Below are 15,973 nucleotides of genomic sequence, written 5' to 3'. Positions count from 1 at the left end.
GAGTAGTAAAAAATGACGCATCCTACTTGGGAATTACTGGTAGCCGACAGTCAGGCGAGCTTAGTGCTCACACCTTGTCCGGGAACCAAAGGCACACCACTGTCGGAAAGCATTGCCCAACTGAAAGCGCAAGGGGTTTCGGCTGTAGTGACGGCGCTGAGCCATGAAGAAATGGAGCAGCATGGTGTCGGAGAGCTACCTGCGGAAGTCGAAAAAGCCGGATTACAGTGGTTTCATGCGCCGATTGAAGATGATTGCGCGCCAGATGCCGCCTTTGCGCAAGATTGGCAACAGTGCTCACCCGCTTTGCATCAGGCACTCAGCCGCGGTGAAAAAGTTGCTTTGCATTGTATGGGCGGTTCTGGTCGTACTGGCTTACTGGCCGCGCATCTGCTGCTTGAAAAAGGTTGGCCGCTGGAAAGCATCATTACTCAGGTGCAAGCATTAAGACCGGGCGCTTTTACCAAAGAAGTGCAAGTAGAGTACGTCCAACAGCTCGTGAATTCATAACCAGAGCAAAGAGCCGCATCACGCGCTCTTTTTAAGAGAGTGTTTATGTTGTCCCAACTGAATGCCCATGTTCGTCAGTACATGCTCGTGACGTTCAACTACTGGAACTTTACCCTGACTGATGGGGCGCTGCGTATGTTGGTAGTGCTCTATTTCTATGATTTAGGCTATTCCAGCTTAGCGATTGCCTCGCTGTTTCTGTTCTATGAATTTTTTGGTGTGGTGACCAACTTAATTGGCGGGTGGCTTGGGGCTCGGCTTGGGCTGAATCGCACCATGAACATCGGGCTTGGCTTGCAAATCATCGCGCTTTTGATGTTGGCAGTGCCGGCAAGCTGGTTGACCATTCCTTGGGTCATGGCCGCGCAAGCTCTATCGGGCATCGCGAAAGATCTCAATAAGATGAGTGCTAAAAGCGCCATCAAAACCTTAGTGCCAGAAAATGCACAAGGCGCGTTGTATAAGTGGATTGCGATACTGACGGGTTCAAAGAATGCCTTAAAAGGCGCTGGATTCTTCTTGGGCGGCGCGTTGTTGTCTTTGATCGGTTTCCAGTACGCGGTGGCTGCTATGGCGGCTGTGTTGGTATTGGTTTTCATTGGCAGCGTAATGAGTTTGAAATCGGATCTAGGCAAGGCTAAGAACAAGCCTAAGTTTTCCGATATTTTCTCTAAATCGGCGAGTGTGAACATTCTCTCGGCGGCACGGCTCTTTCTGTTTGGCGCGCGCGATGTGTGGTTTGTCATCGCACTGCCTATCTATTTAGGTAGCGTGTTTGGTTGGGATCACAGTGCCGTAGGTGGCTTTCTGGCGCTTTGGGTGATTGGCTACGGCGTAATTCAAGGTTTTGCACCGAAAATTACGGGCAGCAAATCGGAGCATCCACCTACAGGGCGAGCCGCCATTGGTTGGGCATTGGTACTGTCCTTGGTCACGGGGCTGATTGCTTACGGTGTGCAGATACAGTGGCACCCAGAAGTAGTGATCATCGGAGGACTCATGCTGTTTGGCGCGGTATTTGCGGTGAACTCTTCACTGCATTCATACCTGATTGTCAGCTATGCCAAAGACGATGGCGTGTCGCTCGATGTCGGTTTTTACTACATGGCGAATGCAATGGGGCGCTTAATCGGCACGATATTATCCGGCTGGGTCTTTCAGCTTTGGGGGCTGGCAGCTTGTTTGTGGTTCTCTTTCGGATTTTTAGTGCTGACGACGCTGATCTCATTTTGGTTGCCGAATCGCACTCAGGAATAACGTTGGGAAAGTGTGGCATAACCTCGCTGAATGAGGCGCAGAACGTAGTGCCACTCTTATTCAACTGGTAAACTTATTGCACCTCAATCTTATCTAAAATCAATACTATGACCTCGACCCAGCGTAGAGATGCAATTCTGAAATACATTCAGCACCACCAAAGTGGTTCGGTGAATTATTTTGCTGAGCAGTTTCAGGTGTCGGAAGTTACGATCCGCCATGATCTGAATATTCTTGAAAAAAAAGGCTGTGTCACCCGTTGCTACGGTGGTGCGCTGATCAACGCACAATTTGCGTTTGACCAACCGTTGCAAGATAAAAAGCAGCTCAATCAGGACATCAAAAGCCAGTTGGGGGCGTACGCAGCCTCTTTAGTGGAAGATGGTGACACGCTGATCCTTGATTCAGGCTCAACCACGGAGCAGATCGCCTTTCATCTCACCGATAAAAAACAGCTCAAAGTGATGACCAACGCCATCAACATTGCCTATCACTTGGCGAATCACGACAACATTGAGGTGATTGTGACTGGGGGGCTAATGCGCAAAAACTCGTATTCGTTACACGGTGAATCAGGTGAGGCGCTGCTCGGGCAGTTTCGTTTTAATAAACTGTTTCTGGGTGTTGATGGTTTCGATAAGCTGGCGGGCGTGACGACACCCCATGCGGGTGAGGCGAGTATTAACCGTAGAATGGTTGATGCGGCACAAATGGTGATTGCGGTGACCGACTCTTCAAAATTTAATCGACAAAGTTTCTGTTTGATTGCACGCCCAGAGCAGCTCGACATGTTGATCACCGATAGTGGGATGCCTGAAGATTATCGACGTGAATTGACCGCGATGGGGGTAGATGTCCGCATCGTCGATGCCTATTAAAGACGTTCTGATGACGTAATCAGCTCTGCATTTTGTCTCGGTTGGCGAGGATGTTTTTTAGCCCTCTTTCCTAAAGTGTGATCTCACGCAGGTCGCAATCTGAAATTTCGCTGCTTTTTTGATCAGTGCTTTGCCTTTCACTTTCGTTTCCCTGCTTTCCTTTAATTTCCATCGATTAAGCCGCTTTTCTCATTCAATCATTGAAAGTTATTGCTTTCACTTTCTGCAAAGTGAAAGGGTTTTTGCATCCAAATCGAAAGGTTTTTGGCTGTGATCTGGCTTTCATTTTTCTCAATCTGCCCCTGATTAAATAAAAACACAAGGAAGCGAAAGCTTTAGCAGGCTAACCGAAAGGTAGCGAAAGGGGAGAGGAATGATGACCAGCGCAGAACGTCGACAACGAATCATGTCCCATATCGTGCAACACGGTACGGGGAAAGTGGATGAATTCGCTCTGACCTTCAATGTTTCTGCGGTCACCATCCGTCATGACCTTAATCTTTTGGAAAAAGAAGGCTGCGTTTTTCGTTGTTACGGAGGCGCGAACCTGAACCCTAATTTCGCATTTGACCAGCCGTTATACCGAAAAGATCAGTTAAATCGCGACATCAAACAGATGATTGCTTTCGCGGCAGTGCAACTGATTGGTGATGGTGAAGCGATTATTCTCGACTCGGGTTCCACTATTGCTTTGATGCCGCAGCATCTGACCCAGAAAAAATTGGTGGTGATGACTAACGCGCTCAACACCGCATACCAACTTAGCCACAACGACAATGTGGAACTGCATGTGATTGGCGGCAGTTTACGCCGTGCTTCTTGCTCGCTGACGGGGCATCACGGTGAGCAGCAAATTCGCTCCTACCTGTTTGATAAGTTGTTTTTAGGCGTGGATGGGTTTGACCTGCAAGCGGGCATCACCACACCAGATAACCACGAAGCCCAAGTAAATCGAGCGATGTGCGATGTGGCGCGACAGGTAATTGCCGTGACCGATTCTAGCAAGTTTGGTCGCAAAAGCTTTTGCATGATCCGTGCGGCAAGCCAGATCGATGTGCTGGTGACCGACAGCCATATTCCGCCAGCGACTCATCAGGCACTGCTTGATATGGGGGTGCACGTCATCCTCGCTGACCAAACTTCCCCACACCGTAAGTTGAACTAGGACCGCTCATGAAAACGCTACTCTCTTTAATTCAGCAACATAAACAAGGCCAAGCTAAGGGCATCTACTCGGTATGCTCAGCGCATCCACTGGTGTTGGAAGCGGCGATCAAACAAGCGGCTCGCGATGGTCAGTTGGTGTTGATTGAAGCAACCTCCAACCAAGTGAATCAGTTTGGCGGTTATACAGGGATGACGCCCCAAGCGTTTGCGGATTATGTCTTCACCTTAGCAGCGCGTTTGGATTTTCCGCGAGAACGGATGATTTTGGGCGGTGATCATCTTGGTCCCAACTGCTGGCAGCATCTGCCTGCGAGACAGGCAATGGAATATTCTGCACAACTGATTCATGACTACGTGAGTGCAGGGTTTAGCAAAATTCATCTCGACTGTTCTATGGCTTGTGAAGGCGATGAGCTGCCGTTGAGCGAAGCGATGATGGCCGAGCGTGCCGCGCAGCTGTGCATGGTGGCTGAACAAGCATGGAAAAACCGTGGCGGTGAAGCACCTGTGTATGTGATTGGTACTGAAGTGCCGACGCCGGGTGGGGCTTTGGAATCTTTGCAAGACCATGAGCTGCAAGTCACTCAGCCAGAGCAAGCGCTCGCAACCTTAGGTGCGCATCACCAAGCCTTTAGTGATTTGGGGTTAGGTTATGTGTGGCCTCGGGTGATTGGTTTAGTGGTACAGCCGGGCGTGGAGTTTGATCATCACCAAGTGCATCACTACCAAAGTACTCAAGCCCAAGCGCTGAGCAAGATGATTGAAAGCCAACCGCATTTGGTGTTCGAAGCGCACTCGACCGATTATCAAAACCCGCAGGCATACCATGAGCTTATTCGCGATCACTTCGCGATTTTGAAAGTCGGTCCCGCGCTGACTTTCGCGGTACGTGAAGCGCTGTTTGCCTTAGATGCCGCTGAAAAAGAGTGGATTGGCGTACATCAAGCCTCCCACCTGCGTGACACCATTGAGCAAGTGATGCATGAGCAGCCGAATTATTGGCGCTCCCACTATCAAAGCAAAGGGCACCAGCAATTTCTGGATTGTAACTACAGTCTGAGTGACCGTATTCGTTACTACTGGACACACCCTGAAGTGCAAACGGCGCAGCAAGCACTGTTTGAGCATCTGATTGAAAAACCATTACCGACCACTTTGTTAAGCCAATACCTGCCGAATCAGGCTCGGGCGATTGCGCAGCAGCACATCGCTAATCATCCCGCTGAGATCATCGTTCACAAAATTATGGAAGTCACTCAGCTCTATTCCGATGCCTGTTACCGCAATGCAGCTGTTTGTAAGGAGACGATTTAATGACAACTTTTTTAGGTTATTCATCCACTTGGCTTGCTGAGCATAACGCGACCCATACGGCAAAAGAGATTTCTCATCAGCCCGTATTGTGGCGCGCTTTAGCCGAGAATTTGCAGCAACAAGCGCCAAGCATTGAAGCTTTTCTGGCTCCGCTATTAAAGCGTGATGATTTGCGCATTATTTTGACCGGTGCTGGCACTTCTGCCTTTGTCGGCGATGCGGCCGTGCCGTTTTTGCAACCTGAATTGAATTTTCAAATGGAATCAATCCCGACGACGGATTTGGTTTCTAACCCTGAACTGTATCTGGATGCGGATCGTCCGACCTTGCTGATTTCCTACGCACGCTCCGGCAATAGCCCAGAGAGTGTGGCCTCGGTGGCCTTGGCGGATCAACGGGTCAAAGAGTGCTATCACCTGTTTTTAACCTGCAATGGCGAAGGGGCGTTATCGCGTTACGCACAGCAAGCCAAGCGTGCCTTATGTGTGCTGATGCCAGAAGGATCAAATGACAAAAGTTTTGCCATGACCTCCAGCTTTAGCTGCATGTTGATGGCGACACTGATGCTGTTGGGAAAATCTTCTCAAAACGCGATTCAAGCCACGGCAGAATTGTGCGAAAGCAAACTCGTGCAGTGGCCTGAAGCGATTAAACAGTTGGCGGCGCTGCCTTATGAACGCCTGATTGTGCTTGGCAGTGGTGGCTTTGCTGGATTGGCACGCGAGGCTTCACTCAAATCGTTAGAACTGAGTGCCGGCAAAGTGATGACGGCTTTTGATTCCTCACTCGGTTTTCGTCACGGGCCTAAATTTGCCATCAATCACAAGGCGCTGGTTATTCAACTGCTGTCGAGTGATGACTACACCCGTCAATACGATCTGGATCTATTGCGCGAAATTCGCCGTGATAACCAAGCGCTGCGTCACATCGCCTTGACCGAAACCCCACTCAACGAAGACGACGTATTTGAGCTCGGACATTTAGGTCTTGGCGATCGTTGGCTCTGTTTCCCTTACATCCTGTTTTGCCAAATGTTGGCGTTTGAAAAATCGCTCCAGCTTGGTTTGGGGCCTGATAACCCATGCCCAACCGGCGAAGTTAACCGTGTCGTACAAGGCGTCACGATTTATCCCTACCCACAGCAACCTGTTTTGAATCAATAAGGAAATGATCATGCCGAATATTGTACTCAGTCGAATTGATGAACGTTTAGTGCATGGCCAAGTGGGTGTGCAGTGGGTGGGTTTTGCCGATGCCAATATCGTGGTGGTCGCCAATGATGAAGTGGCGGAAGACACGATTCAGCAAAACCTGATGGAAATGGTACTGGCCGATGGGATCGCCATCCGTTTTTGGACGGTACAAAAGACCATCGAAACCATTCACAAAGCCTCGGATCGTCAGCGCATCCTTTTGGTGTGCCGCACTCCGCGCGATTTTCGCCGTCTAGTTGAAGGGGGCGTACCCATTCAAGCCATTAACGTTGGCAACATGCATTACGCCGACGGCAAAAAGCAGATTTCTAAAACGGTTTCGGTTGATGCCGAAGACGTGGCGGATTTTCAACAACTTAAAGCACTCGGGGTTCGCTGCACGATTCAAGGCGTTCCAACAGAAAGTGCAACCGATCTCTTCACTCTACTCTGATAAAAGGACATCTATCATGGAAATAGGACTCTTTCAGGCGTTGATGTTGGGCATACTGGCCTTTCTGGCTGGTCTTGACCTGTTCAATGGCCTTACACACTTCCACCGGCCTGTCGTACTCGGGCCAATCGTGGGTCTGATCTTAGGCGATCTGCAAACCGGTATTTTGGTCGGCGGTACCTTAGAACTGATCTGGATGGGCTTAGCCCCGTTGGCGGGCGCACAGCCACCTAACGTTATCATCGGCACTATCGTCGGTACGACATTCGCGATCACCACGGGGGTTGAGCCCAATGTGGCAGTTGGGGTTGCCGTGCCATTTGCGGTTGCGGTTCAAATGGGCATTACCTTGCTGTTCTCTGCCATGTCTGCGGTGATGTCGAAGTGCGATGAGTACGCTCAAAACGCCGATACCGATGGTATTGAACGCGTCAACTATTTTGCGCTGGCGGTGCTCGGCACGTTCTATTTCCTCTGTGCTTTCTTACCGATTTACCTTGGCGCTGAACATGCGGGAACCATGGTTTCCACTTTGCCGAAAGAGCTGATTGATGGCTTAGGCGTTGCGGGTGGCATCATGCCTGCGATTGGTTTCGCGGTACTGATGAAGATCATGATGAAAAACGCTTACATCCCGTATTTCATTTTGGGTTTTGTCGCCGCTGCATGGCTACAACTGCCGATTTTGGCGATTGCCTCTGCTGCGACAGCGATGGCGATTATCGACTTTATGCGCAAATCCGAACCGACGGCAGTGACTGCGAAAACTGAGGATCTTGAAGATGGAATCTAATGCAATCAAATCAATGGATATGGGTAATGTGAATCCAGATGTCAGACCGGCTCCCGGTGTGGCGGCGGATGAGTATGAGAATAAAGCGATTGGCGCGGAGCTAACCAAAGCCGACATCAACACCATGGCGTGGCGCTCACTTTTATTGCAAGCCTCATTCAACTTTGAACGTATGCAGGCTTCTGGCTGGCTCTATGGGTTATTGCCTGCGCTGAAAAAAATCCACACCAACAAAGCGGATCTTTCCAAGGCTATGCAAGGGCATATGGGTTTCTTCAATACCCATCCATTCTTGGTCACCTTCGTGATGGGCATTGTTCTGGCGATGGAGCGTTCCAAGCAGAACATCAACAGTATTCAAAGTACCAAAATTGCGGTGGGTGCACCGATGGGCGGGATTGGTGATGCCATGTTCTGGCTCACACTGCTGCCAATCTGTGGCGGTATTGGTGCTGACCTTGCGCTGCAAGGTTCCATCATGGGGGCGGTGTTCTTCTTCGTGCTGTTTAACGTAGTGCACTTTGGTCTGCGTTTTGGGTTGGCGCATTACGCCTACCGCATGGGGGTTGCCGCAATTCCAATGATCAAAGCTAACACCAAGAAAGTCGGCCATGCTGCTTCCGTGGTGGGGATGACGGTGATTGGTGCTTTGGTCGCGACGTATGTTCGCCTCTCCACCACGGCAGAAATTACCGCGGGGGATGCGGTAGTGAAATTGCAAGCTGATGTGATTGATAAATTGATGCCTGCTTTCCTGCCACTGGTTTACACCCTAGCCATGTATGCCTTGGTGAAACGAGGCTGGAGCCCTCTAAAACTTATTGCGATCACGGTGACATTAGGGGTAGCCGGACGTTTTATGGGCTTCCTCTAACCTAACGAGATATAGCCGTAATAATGGGGTTGGTACGCCAACCCCTATCAAGGAGACTAATATGCTAGCGGTAATTTTATCTGGTCACGGAGCATTTGCTTCTGGAATGGCGCAGGCAGTACATCAAGTGATCGGTGAGCAGCCACAGTTTCGCTTCATCGATTTTCCTGAGCAGATGACCACACCACAGCTTGATGTGGCGATGCGTCAAGCCATGGACGAAATCGATACGGGGGATGGCATTGTGTTTCTCACCGATTTACTCGGGGGGACACCGTTTCGTACCGCTTCGCTGCTTAGCCAAGAGCGTGCAGATATTGAAGTGGTAACCGGAACCAACATGCAGATGGCCGCAGAAATGTTGCTTGAGCGAGATGAGCTGTCGTTGGTGGAGTTTCGTAATCTCGCGTTGGAGTGCGGACACCGAGGCATTACCTGTTTAGCGACAGAAATGGCAGAAAAGACACCGAGCAACACAATGGTGGAAGAAGATGGTATCTAACCTGCAACGTTTTCGTGCTCAGCGTGTTCTGCATGGCGATAAGTGGCAACCCGATGCGGTGGTCACGGTCGATGACACAGGAGTGATCACGGCCATCGAAACCTATGATGCACAGCGTCATGCTGATGCGGTGGATTTAGGTCAAGTCGACCTGCTGCCCGGCCTGCTTGATAGCCATGTGCATGGCAGTAAAGGTTGCGATGTGATGGATGCGACGCACGAAAGCCTCAATACCTTGTCACTTTATTTTGCTAGTTTAGGTGTAACAGCGTTTGTCGCGACTACAGTCACCGCGCCGGTGGCCAAAATTCGCGCTGCTTTAACTCAAGTGGCGAAAAGTAAGCAAGAGGGCGTGGCAGGTGCGGAAATTCTAGGGGCGTATTTGGAAGGGCCTTATTTCACCGAAAAGAATAAAGGCGCGCACCCAACGCAATGGTTTCGTGAATTGGCTCTCGAAGAGCTGGATGACTGGATCTCGTACAGCGATAACCAACTGCTCAAAGTGGCGTTGGCTCCGGAAAAATCTGGCGCGCTTGAAGCCATTCGCTATCTCGGTGCGCACGGCGTCAAAGTCATGCTCGGCCATAGCGATGCCAGTTACGATCAAGTACAACTCGCCCTAGACGCGGGCGCAAAAGGCATAGTGCACTGCTACAACGGCATGCGTGGACTGCATCATCGTGATCCCGGCGTAGTTGGGGCAGGGCTGCTACATCCTGAATGTTATGTGGAGATGATTGCTGATGGTCACCATGTACATCCTGCGGCGATTGAGGTAGCGCACCGCTGCTGCGGCTCACGCATGACACTCATCACTGATGCGATGTGCGCGACTGGTATGCCCGATGGGCAATACACATTAGGTGAATACCAAGTTGAAATGAAACAAGGCGTTGTCACCACTCAGTCCGGTGGATTGGCGGGCAGCACCTTAACCCTGCTTGACGGGGTAAAGAATATTCAACGTTGGCTCAATCTGCCGGTTGAGCAAGCGTGGCTGATGGCGTCACTCACTCCAGCCAAATCGTTAGGCATTCAACATCAACTCGGCACCTTAGAAGTGGGCAAATACGCTTCCATGGTCGCCATCAGTTCCGATTTCTCAATTGAAAAAACGTGGGTGAAAGGTCGTCTGGTCTTTGACACCGTGGTGTCCCCACGTCAGGAGGTTTTATGTATCTAATTTCTTCTCGTGAAATGTTAAAACGCGCTCAACTTGGTGGTTATGCGGTTCCCGCATTCAATATTCATAACCTCGAAACTGTACAAGTGGTGGTGGAAACCGCTTCAGAAATGGGCTCCCCTGTCATTTTGGCTGGCACGCCGGGTACCTACGATTACGCGGGTACCGACTATCTGATCAGTATTTGCAAAGAAGCGGCGCACAAACACTCGATTCCGCTCGTGCTGCATCTGGATCACCATGAAGATCTGCAAGATATCCGGAACAAAGTTGAACACGGCATTCGTTCTGTGATGATAGATGGTTCGCATTATGCCTTTGAGCAGAACATCGAAATTGTGCGCTCTGTTGTGCAGCTCTGCCATCGGTTTGATGCCACTGTCGAAGCGGAATTGGGGCGTTTGGGCGGGCAAGAAGACGATCTGATTGTGGATAGTGCCGATGCCTTGCTCACTGACCCTGCCTCTGCCGCTGAATTTGTACGCCGCACGGGGATTGATTCGTTAGCGGTGGCGATCGGGACGGCACACGGACTGTATAAAGCGGAGCCGCGACTCGATTTTGCGCGTTTAGAGAAAATTCGCGCGGTGGTGGATATTCCTTTGGTGCTGCATGGTGCTTCCGGAGTGCCAGATGAGATGGTACGCCGCTGTATTGGTCTGGGTGTGTGCAAAGTCAATGTCGCGACAGAGCTGAAAATCGCTTTTGCGGATGCGGTAAAAGGTCATTTTGCACAGCACCCCGATGCGAATGATCCACGCAAGTACATCACGCCCGGCAAAGCAGCGATGAAACGAGTTGTGATGGATAAAATCCGTCTGTGTGGTAGCGAAGGCAAACTGTAAAAATCGGTTAAGTTTACTAATACTTCCCCCTCATTAAGTATTAGTCAGGCACTGGAAACAGTGCCTTTTTTATAGGCTGATTCCTTCGTTTATTACACTCACAATAAGATATTTTTGGATACATTAATTACGTGCGTGAATATTATTGGGTTGAGTTTAAAAATAAGTGCGTGAGAATTTTCTTACGTAATGCTCTCTAGGGGAATTGTTTTGTTATTATTAATTTGTGTTTCGTATAGTAATAATAAACTATTCGTTTTTTGAAGTTTATTTCGAGGAAGTAAATAGGATTTCACTGTGTTATTTTTGAACTGAAATGTAATTGGATGTTTCTGATTGTCTGGTTTTTATCTATCTACTATGCTGATTTTAAATGTTATTTATCGCAAGTGGTTATAATTTTTAGCTGTTTTTATCAGTATTGAATATGACTTGAGTGGTAATGAAATTATTTTTATTGAACCGTGATCTCAGATGTGATTTTTAGATTTAATTATTGATTGATTTCAATGTTTTTTAATGTGGTTTAAATTTGTATAAGGATATTTACATTCTCTTACATCCGGAGAAATCAGAATGAAATGGTTTTCTTTTTATAATGAGACATAAATTTTGTTCAATAAAATAAGTCTCGAAATAATGAAAAGATCAGCATTAACTTTAATGCCGACCGTTCTTGCATTAGCAGTGGGAATGGCGATGCCTGCAGCGCAGGCGGCAATCAATAGTGACGCTTCTGTGGTTGGTACGGAAAGCCAGTGGTGGAATACCTACAAAGTGACGTTGACCAACAATGGCAGTCAGCCAGTTGAACTGCGTGGCGCAAGTATTGTGTTTGATACCAACCTTTCCGTTTCAACACCTTCTTGGTCAGCACAAGGCATCTCATACCCAAGCATGAGTTTTAGCAGTAATGCACAAGGTTCTGTGTTTAGCAATCGCTTAACGCTGAGCTTTGATCAAGGTAGCTGGGTAAAAACGCAACTGCTGCCGGGGGCAAGCATTGATCTTACTTTAGGCGTCAGTGGTGTGCTTGACCTGAGCCTGCTGCAAAGCACGATCGCTCTGGAAACCGATGGTGAAGTTGAGCCGGGCGAACCAGAAATTTCGCTAGAGCTGGCTTCACCCGTTCAAGGTGCAGAGTTCATTGAAGGCCAGACCGTTGCGATTGCGGCTAACGTTACCGCAACCAACACAACCGTAAAAACTGTCACGTTCTTGGTGGATGGTGAGCAGATTGCGTTGCTTGAGCAAGCACCATTCCAAGCGAACTGGACTGCGGCTGGTGAGGGTGCTCACTCCATCAAAGCCATCGTGGAAGATGCTTCTGGTTTGCTAAAAGAGCAAGCGGTACGTATTACCGTCAAGGCCGAGGAAATTGATCCACCAGTTGAGCCTGAAGTTCCTGTTGCCCCTGTGATTGAACTGACCAATCCACGTAACGGACAAAGCGTATTTTTGGGCAAAGTCACCACACTGGCCGCGAATGCGACAGACGAAAATAATGATCTCACCGCAGTTGAGTTTTTGGTGAATGGCGAATCGATTGGCCGTGTTACGCAAGCTCCATATCAAATGGCTTGGACTCCGGTGGTTTTGGGTCAATACACCATTGAAGCGATCGCTTACGATGCTGCAGGGCATCAAACGCAAACCCCAATGGTGACAGTGAACGCCAAAGAAATGGGCACGGGCAACCTAAGTTGTGACATCAAACAGATCTATCGTGAAGATGGCACAGAGTGCATGGGTGACGATCACCCGCGCCGTATCATCGGTTACTACACCTCATGGCGTACCGGTAAAAATGGTCTGCCAGCGTACCTCGCCGGCGATCTGCCTTGGGAAAAACTGACCCACATTAACTACGCGTTCGCCAGCATCAACAAGTCTGATTTCAGCATGCAAGTGGATGATTCCGCGACCAAGATGACGTGGGAAAATGTACCGGGTGCCGAGATGGATCCTTCACTGCCATACCAAGGTCACTTCAACCTGCTGAGCAAGTTTAAGAAACAGTACCCCGATGTGAAAACGCTGATTTCTGTTGGCGGTTGGGCGGAAACCGGTGGTTTCTATCCAATGACGACCGATCTGGCTTCTTGTTCAGTGAATATGGAAGGCATCAAGGCGTTCAACAAATCGGCAGTGGATTTCATCCGTCAATACGATTTTGATGGCGTGGATATCGACTACGAATACCCATCTTCAATGAAAGATTCCGGTAATCCGGTCGATTTCGAGCAGTCGAACAAGTGTCGTGGCCAGCTGTGGGATAACTACATGGTGATGATGACCGAACTGCGCAAAGAACTAGATAAAGCAGGCGAAGAAGATGGCCGTCGTTACATGCTGACCATCGCGTCACCTTCATCAGCTTACCTACTGCGTGGTATGCAAGACTTCGCGATGCAAGATGTACTGGATTACGTCAACATCATGTCTTACGACCTGCATGGTACGTGGAACGAGTTTGTCGGCCCACAAGCCGCACTGTTTGATGATGGTAAAGATGCTGAGCTGGCCAAATGGGGCGTGTACACGACCGCAGAATATCAAGGCATTGGCTACTTAAACCAAGCGTGGACGCACCACTTCTTCCGTGGTGCCTTTAAACCAAGCCAAATCAACATGGGGATTCCTTACTACACCCGTGGCTGGCAAGGCGTGAGCGGCGGCGATAAAGGTCTATGGGGTCGTGCGGTTGAACCAAACCAATCGTCATGCCCAGAAGGCACCACCGTTTGTGGTTGGGGCGCGGAAGGTACCGACAACATCTGGCATGATGTGGATGCCAACGGTAACGAAATCAAAGCCGGTGTGGTGCCCATGTGGCATGCGATGAACTTGATGCATGCTGAAACATTGGGTATTGACGGTATGCCAAGCTATGGCCCAGCGTGGGGCATGGATCCAAACAACCCGAAACACCTGATTGAAGGTAAATACGAGCGTGTGTGGAGCCAAGAGCTGCAAACGGCATGGCTGTGGAACGACACCAAAAAAGTGTTCCTGAGCATTGAAGATAAAGACTCACTGAAGCCAAAACTGGACTACATCGTTGATAACGGTTTAGGCGGCATGATGATTTGGGAAATGGCAGGTGACTACTCGTATGATGCGGTGAAACGCGAATACGTGATCGGTTCTGACATGACTTCTTATGCTCATGAAGTGTTTGCTGCGGCGGAGCCGATGGATATTCGTCATAACGATCTGCCACAACCAGACTCGGTGATTGATGTCACGGTATCAACCACTGAATGGCCAGAAGGCGATAGCAACTACCCAATCAACCCGAAATTGGTGTTTACCAACCACTCAAATGTGGCGATTCCTGGCGGTTCAACCATTGAGTTCCTAATGCCAACGTCAACCGGTGATATCGTCAAAGATTGGAGCGGTGCAGGCCTGAAAGTGATTGAAAGTGGTCATACTGGCAGCAACTTCTCGGTGAATGGTGAGAAGAAACTGTTCCACAAAGTGGCAGTAACACTGCGCTCAACCGAAACGCTCCCTGCGGGCGGTGAATACAGCGTTGATATGGTGTACTACACCCCAGTGTCTGGCGTGGCTAACGGCGTGCGCTTTATCGTGGGTAACGAAACGGTTGGTCTGAAGAAAGACTTCCCAACCCTGCCAGCGTTTGAAGGTGCCACCGATGGCGGCAATGGTAGCGAAGGTGGTGCGGGTCAATCTTGTGCCGATGCTGGCATCAACCCGAATGGCTTGAAAGTGTACCCAGAGTTTCCACGTGGCGACCACGCTGCAGGCGGTGACCAACTGATCCACAACGGTTCAGTATGGCAAGCGAATTGGTGGACGAACAGCACGCCATCCAGCGCCGATGCATCATGGAAAGCAGTGTGCAAAATCTAAGCTAACTACCGTTCATTAAACATAAGCCCGGCCACTTGGCTGGGCTTTTCTATGCTCGGAAAAAGAAAAAAGGAAAAGGCGTTTAACGCGCCAGCATGGGATAGGTGAAAAACAGCAAGTGAGCGAAGTTAAATAAGAAATGCACGCCAACACTGACCCAAAGACGCCCGGTAAAATGGAACACCAAACCATAGCCAAGTCCCGCAAGGGCGGCGAAAATCATCAAAAGCGGGCCACCCGCCAAATGGGCCATACCAAACAGCGCGCTGGCGATCAAAAGTCCAGCAATAGCGCCAAACTGCTGCTGAGCTTTTTGCTGAATCAAACCACGAAATAGCGCTTCTTCTGCCACACAAGTAAATAGCAAATTGTTGAGGGCAAAAATCCACCACCACGCCGGCAATGACCATTCAAATGCCAGCGCGCCTAACCAAACCGCGATCGGCAAGAGAGCAAATAAAGGCACTAAGGTCAGCAGTGTGGCCTTGATGTTTGGCGTTTTAGCATGACCCAGTAGCGCTGGAAACGCGAGTAACAGTGCAAAAAACACCAGCGGTTTATCTAAATTTAGATAAAGGCTGAAAGGGGTACTGTGCGCACTAGCGATCACTTTATCCAGCACTTTGAGGTTAGAAAAACCGGGTAGCCAATGGAGAAATAGCGCCAAACACCACAGCAGCAAAGCAACCCAAGCAGCACTGCGCCAATGTGCTGTACCATTAGCGGCAAAATACGCCAGAACAAAACCCAAACCAGCAATTAGGCTGCCGATCAGCGATAAATGCCCTGTTGCAAAAGCACTCAGCAGCGTGAGGCTAAGCAATCCCCATGTGATGTGACGATAACGGGTAAATCCAGCTATAACAGCAAGTGCCAACGGCAGCCAAATGAAAGCAGAAAGAGACAATAACATTTTGATATCCTTTTATATTCCTCAGAACAGGGAGTAAGACGCCCAGTTTCCGAAGTTTGGTTTTATATACCTTGTGAATAAAAAGTGGCATTGAACCGATGAGCAAGAGAAGAACGATGGAGTCCATAACGGAGTGGCACATCGATGAAAACTGCATTGTTTGGGTTCGCCACATCAAATCGGCAAGATATAAGGTCGGGATAATGACGTG

Annotated in this window: 14 protein-coding genes; 13 read left to right on the top strand and 1 reads right to left on the bottom strand. The window is 49.4% G+C overall.

The window, feature by feature from the left end:
* Positions 1-12 precede the first annotated feature (12 nt).
* The 13 genes from EPB59_RS07675 (at position 13) to EPB59_RS07615 (ending at position 14,849) form a co-directional block, all read left to right on the top strand.
* The gene (locus EPB59_RS07675) at positions 13-510 is read left to right on the top strand and encodes a cyclin-dependent kinase inhibitor 3 family protein (protein WP_154172155.1); all 498 of its coding nucleotides are present in this window, start codon (positions 13-15) and stop codon (positions 508-510) included.
* A 45-nt stretch (positions 511-555) separates the two neighbouring features.
* A complete protein-coding gene (gene arsJ / locus EPB59_RS07670; RefSeq protein ID WP_195706951.1) occupies positions 556-1,767 on the top strand; it encodes an organoarsenical effux MFS transporter ArsJ in 1,212 nt (403 codons plus the stop codon).
* Between the two features lie 107 nt (positions 1,768-1,874).
* A complete protein-coding gene (agaR, locus tag EPB59_RS07665; protein WP_154172151.1) occupies positions 1,875-2,645 on the top strand; it encodes a transcriptional repressor AgaR in 771 nt (256 codons plus the stop codon).
* 376 nt (positions 2,646-3,021) lie between these two features.
* Positions 3,022-3,810 (top strand): transcriptional repressor AgaR, encoded by a 789-nt coding sequence (agaR, locus tag EPB59_RS07660; protein ID WP_154173203.1) that lies wholly within the window; start codon positions 3,022-3,024, stop codon positions 3,808-3,810.
* Positions 3,811-3,818: 8 nt separating this feature from the next.
* Positions 3,819-5,126: a D-tagatose-bisphosphate aldolase, class II, non-catalytic subunit gene (locus EPB59_RS07655; protein WP_088131525.1), complete on the top strand. Its 1,308-nt coding sequence runs from the start codon at positions 3,819-3,821 to the stop codon at positions 5,124-5,126.
* Positions 5,126-6,289: an SIS domain-containing protein gene (locus EPB59_RS07650; protein WP_154172149.1), complete on the top strand. Its 1,164-nt coding sequence runs from the start codon at positions 5,126-5,128 to the stop codon at positions 6,287-6,289. Before EPB59_RS07655 ends, EPB59_RS07650 begins: the two co-directional genes overlap by 1 nt.
* Positions 6,290-6,299: 10 nt before the next feature.
* Positions 6,300-6,773, top strand: coding sequence for a PTS N-acetylgalactosamine transporter subunit IIB (gene agaV / locus EPB59_RS07645; protein WP_001132996.1), 474 nt, complete (start codon positions 6,300-6,302; stop codon positions 6,771-6,773).
* Positions 6,774-6,789: 16 nt separating this feature from the next.
* Positions 6,790-7,566: a PTS N-acetylgalactosamine transporter subunit IIC gene (agaW, locus tag EPB59_RS07640; RefSeq protein WP_032469404.1), complete on the top strand. Its 777-nt coding sequence runs from the start codon at positions 6,790-6,792 to the stop codon at positions 7,564-7,566.
* Positions 7,556-8,440 carry a PTS N-acetylgalactosamine transporter subunit IID gene (gene agaE, locus EPB59_RS07635; protein WP_000445372.1) on the top strand — a complete coding sequence of 295 codons (885 nt, stop codon included), beginning with the start codon at positions 7,556-7,558 and terminating at the stop codon, positions 8,438-8,440. The genes agaW and agaE overlap by 11 nt, the downstream gene beginning before the upstream one ends.
* A gap of 61 nt (positions 8,441-8,501) precedes the next feature.
* A complete protein-coding gene (gene agaF, locus EPB59_RS07630) occupies positions 8,502-8,942 on the top strand; it encodes a PTS galactosamine/N-acetylgalactosamine transporter subunit IIA (protein ID WP_002043632.1) in 441 nt (146 codons plus the stop codon).
* Positions 8,932-10,125 carry an N-acetylglucosamine-6-phosphate deacetylase gene (gene nagA / locus EPB59_RS07625; protein WP_154172147.1) on the top strand — a complete coding sequence of 398 codons (1,194 nt, stop codon included), beginning with the start codon at positions 8,932-8,934 and terminating at the stop codon, positions 10,123-10,125. The genes agaF and nagA overlap by 11 nt, the downstream gene beginning before the upstream one ends.
* A complete protein-coding gene (locus EPB59_RS07620) occupies positions 10,116-10,970 on the top strand; it encodes a tagatose bisphosphate family class II aldolase (RefSeq protein WP_154172145.1) in 855 nt (284 codons plus the stop codon). Before nagA ends, EPB59_RS07620 begins: the two co-directional genes overlap by 10 nt.
* 663 nt (positions 10,971-11,633) lie before the next feature.
* Positions 11,634-14,849, top strand: coding sequence for a glycosyl hydrolase family 18 protein (locus tag EPB59_RS07615; protein ID WP_195707105.1), 3,216 nt, complete (start codon positions 11,634-11,636; stop codon positions 14,847-14,849).
* Between the two features lie 82 nt (positions 14,850-14,931).
* On the opposite strand, the gene EPB59_RS07610 is transcribed toward EPB59_RS07615, so the two are convergent.
* Positions 14,932-15,762: a CPBP family intramembrane glutamic endopeptidase gene (locus EPB59_RS07610; protein WP_154172141.1), complete on the bottom strand. Its 831-nt coding sequence runs from the start codon at positions 15,760-15,762 to the stop codon at positions 14,932-14,934.
* Between the last annotated feature and the right edge of the window lie 211 nt (positions 15,763-15,973).

It is taken from the genome of Vibrio metoecus (assembly GCF_009665255.1).
In the GTDB taxonomy this organism is placed as follows: Bacteria; Pseudomonadota; Gammaproteobacteria; order Enterobacterales; family Vibrionaceae; genus Vibrio; species Vibrio metoecus_B.
The sequence above is the reverse complement of the archived record's forward strand: the minus strand, read 5'-3'. Positions and strand labels throughout refer to the sequence as shown.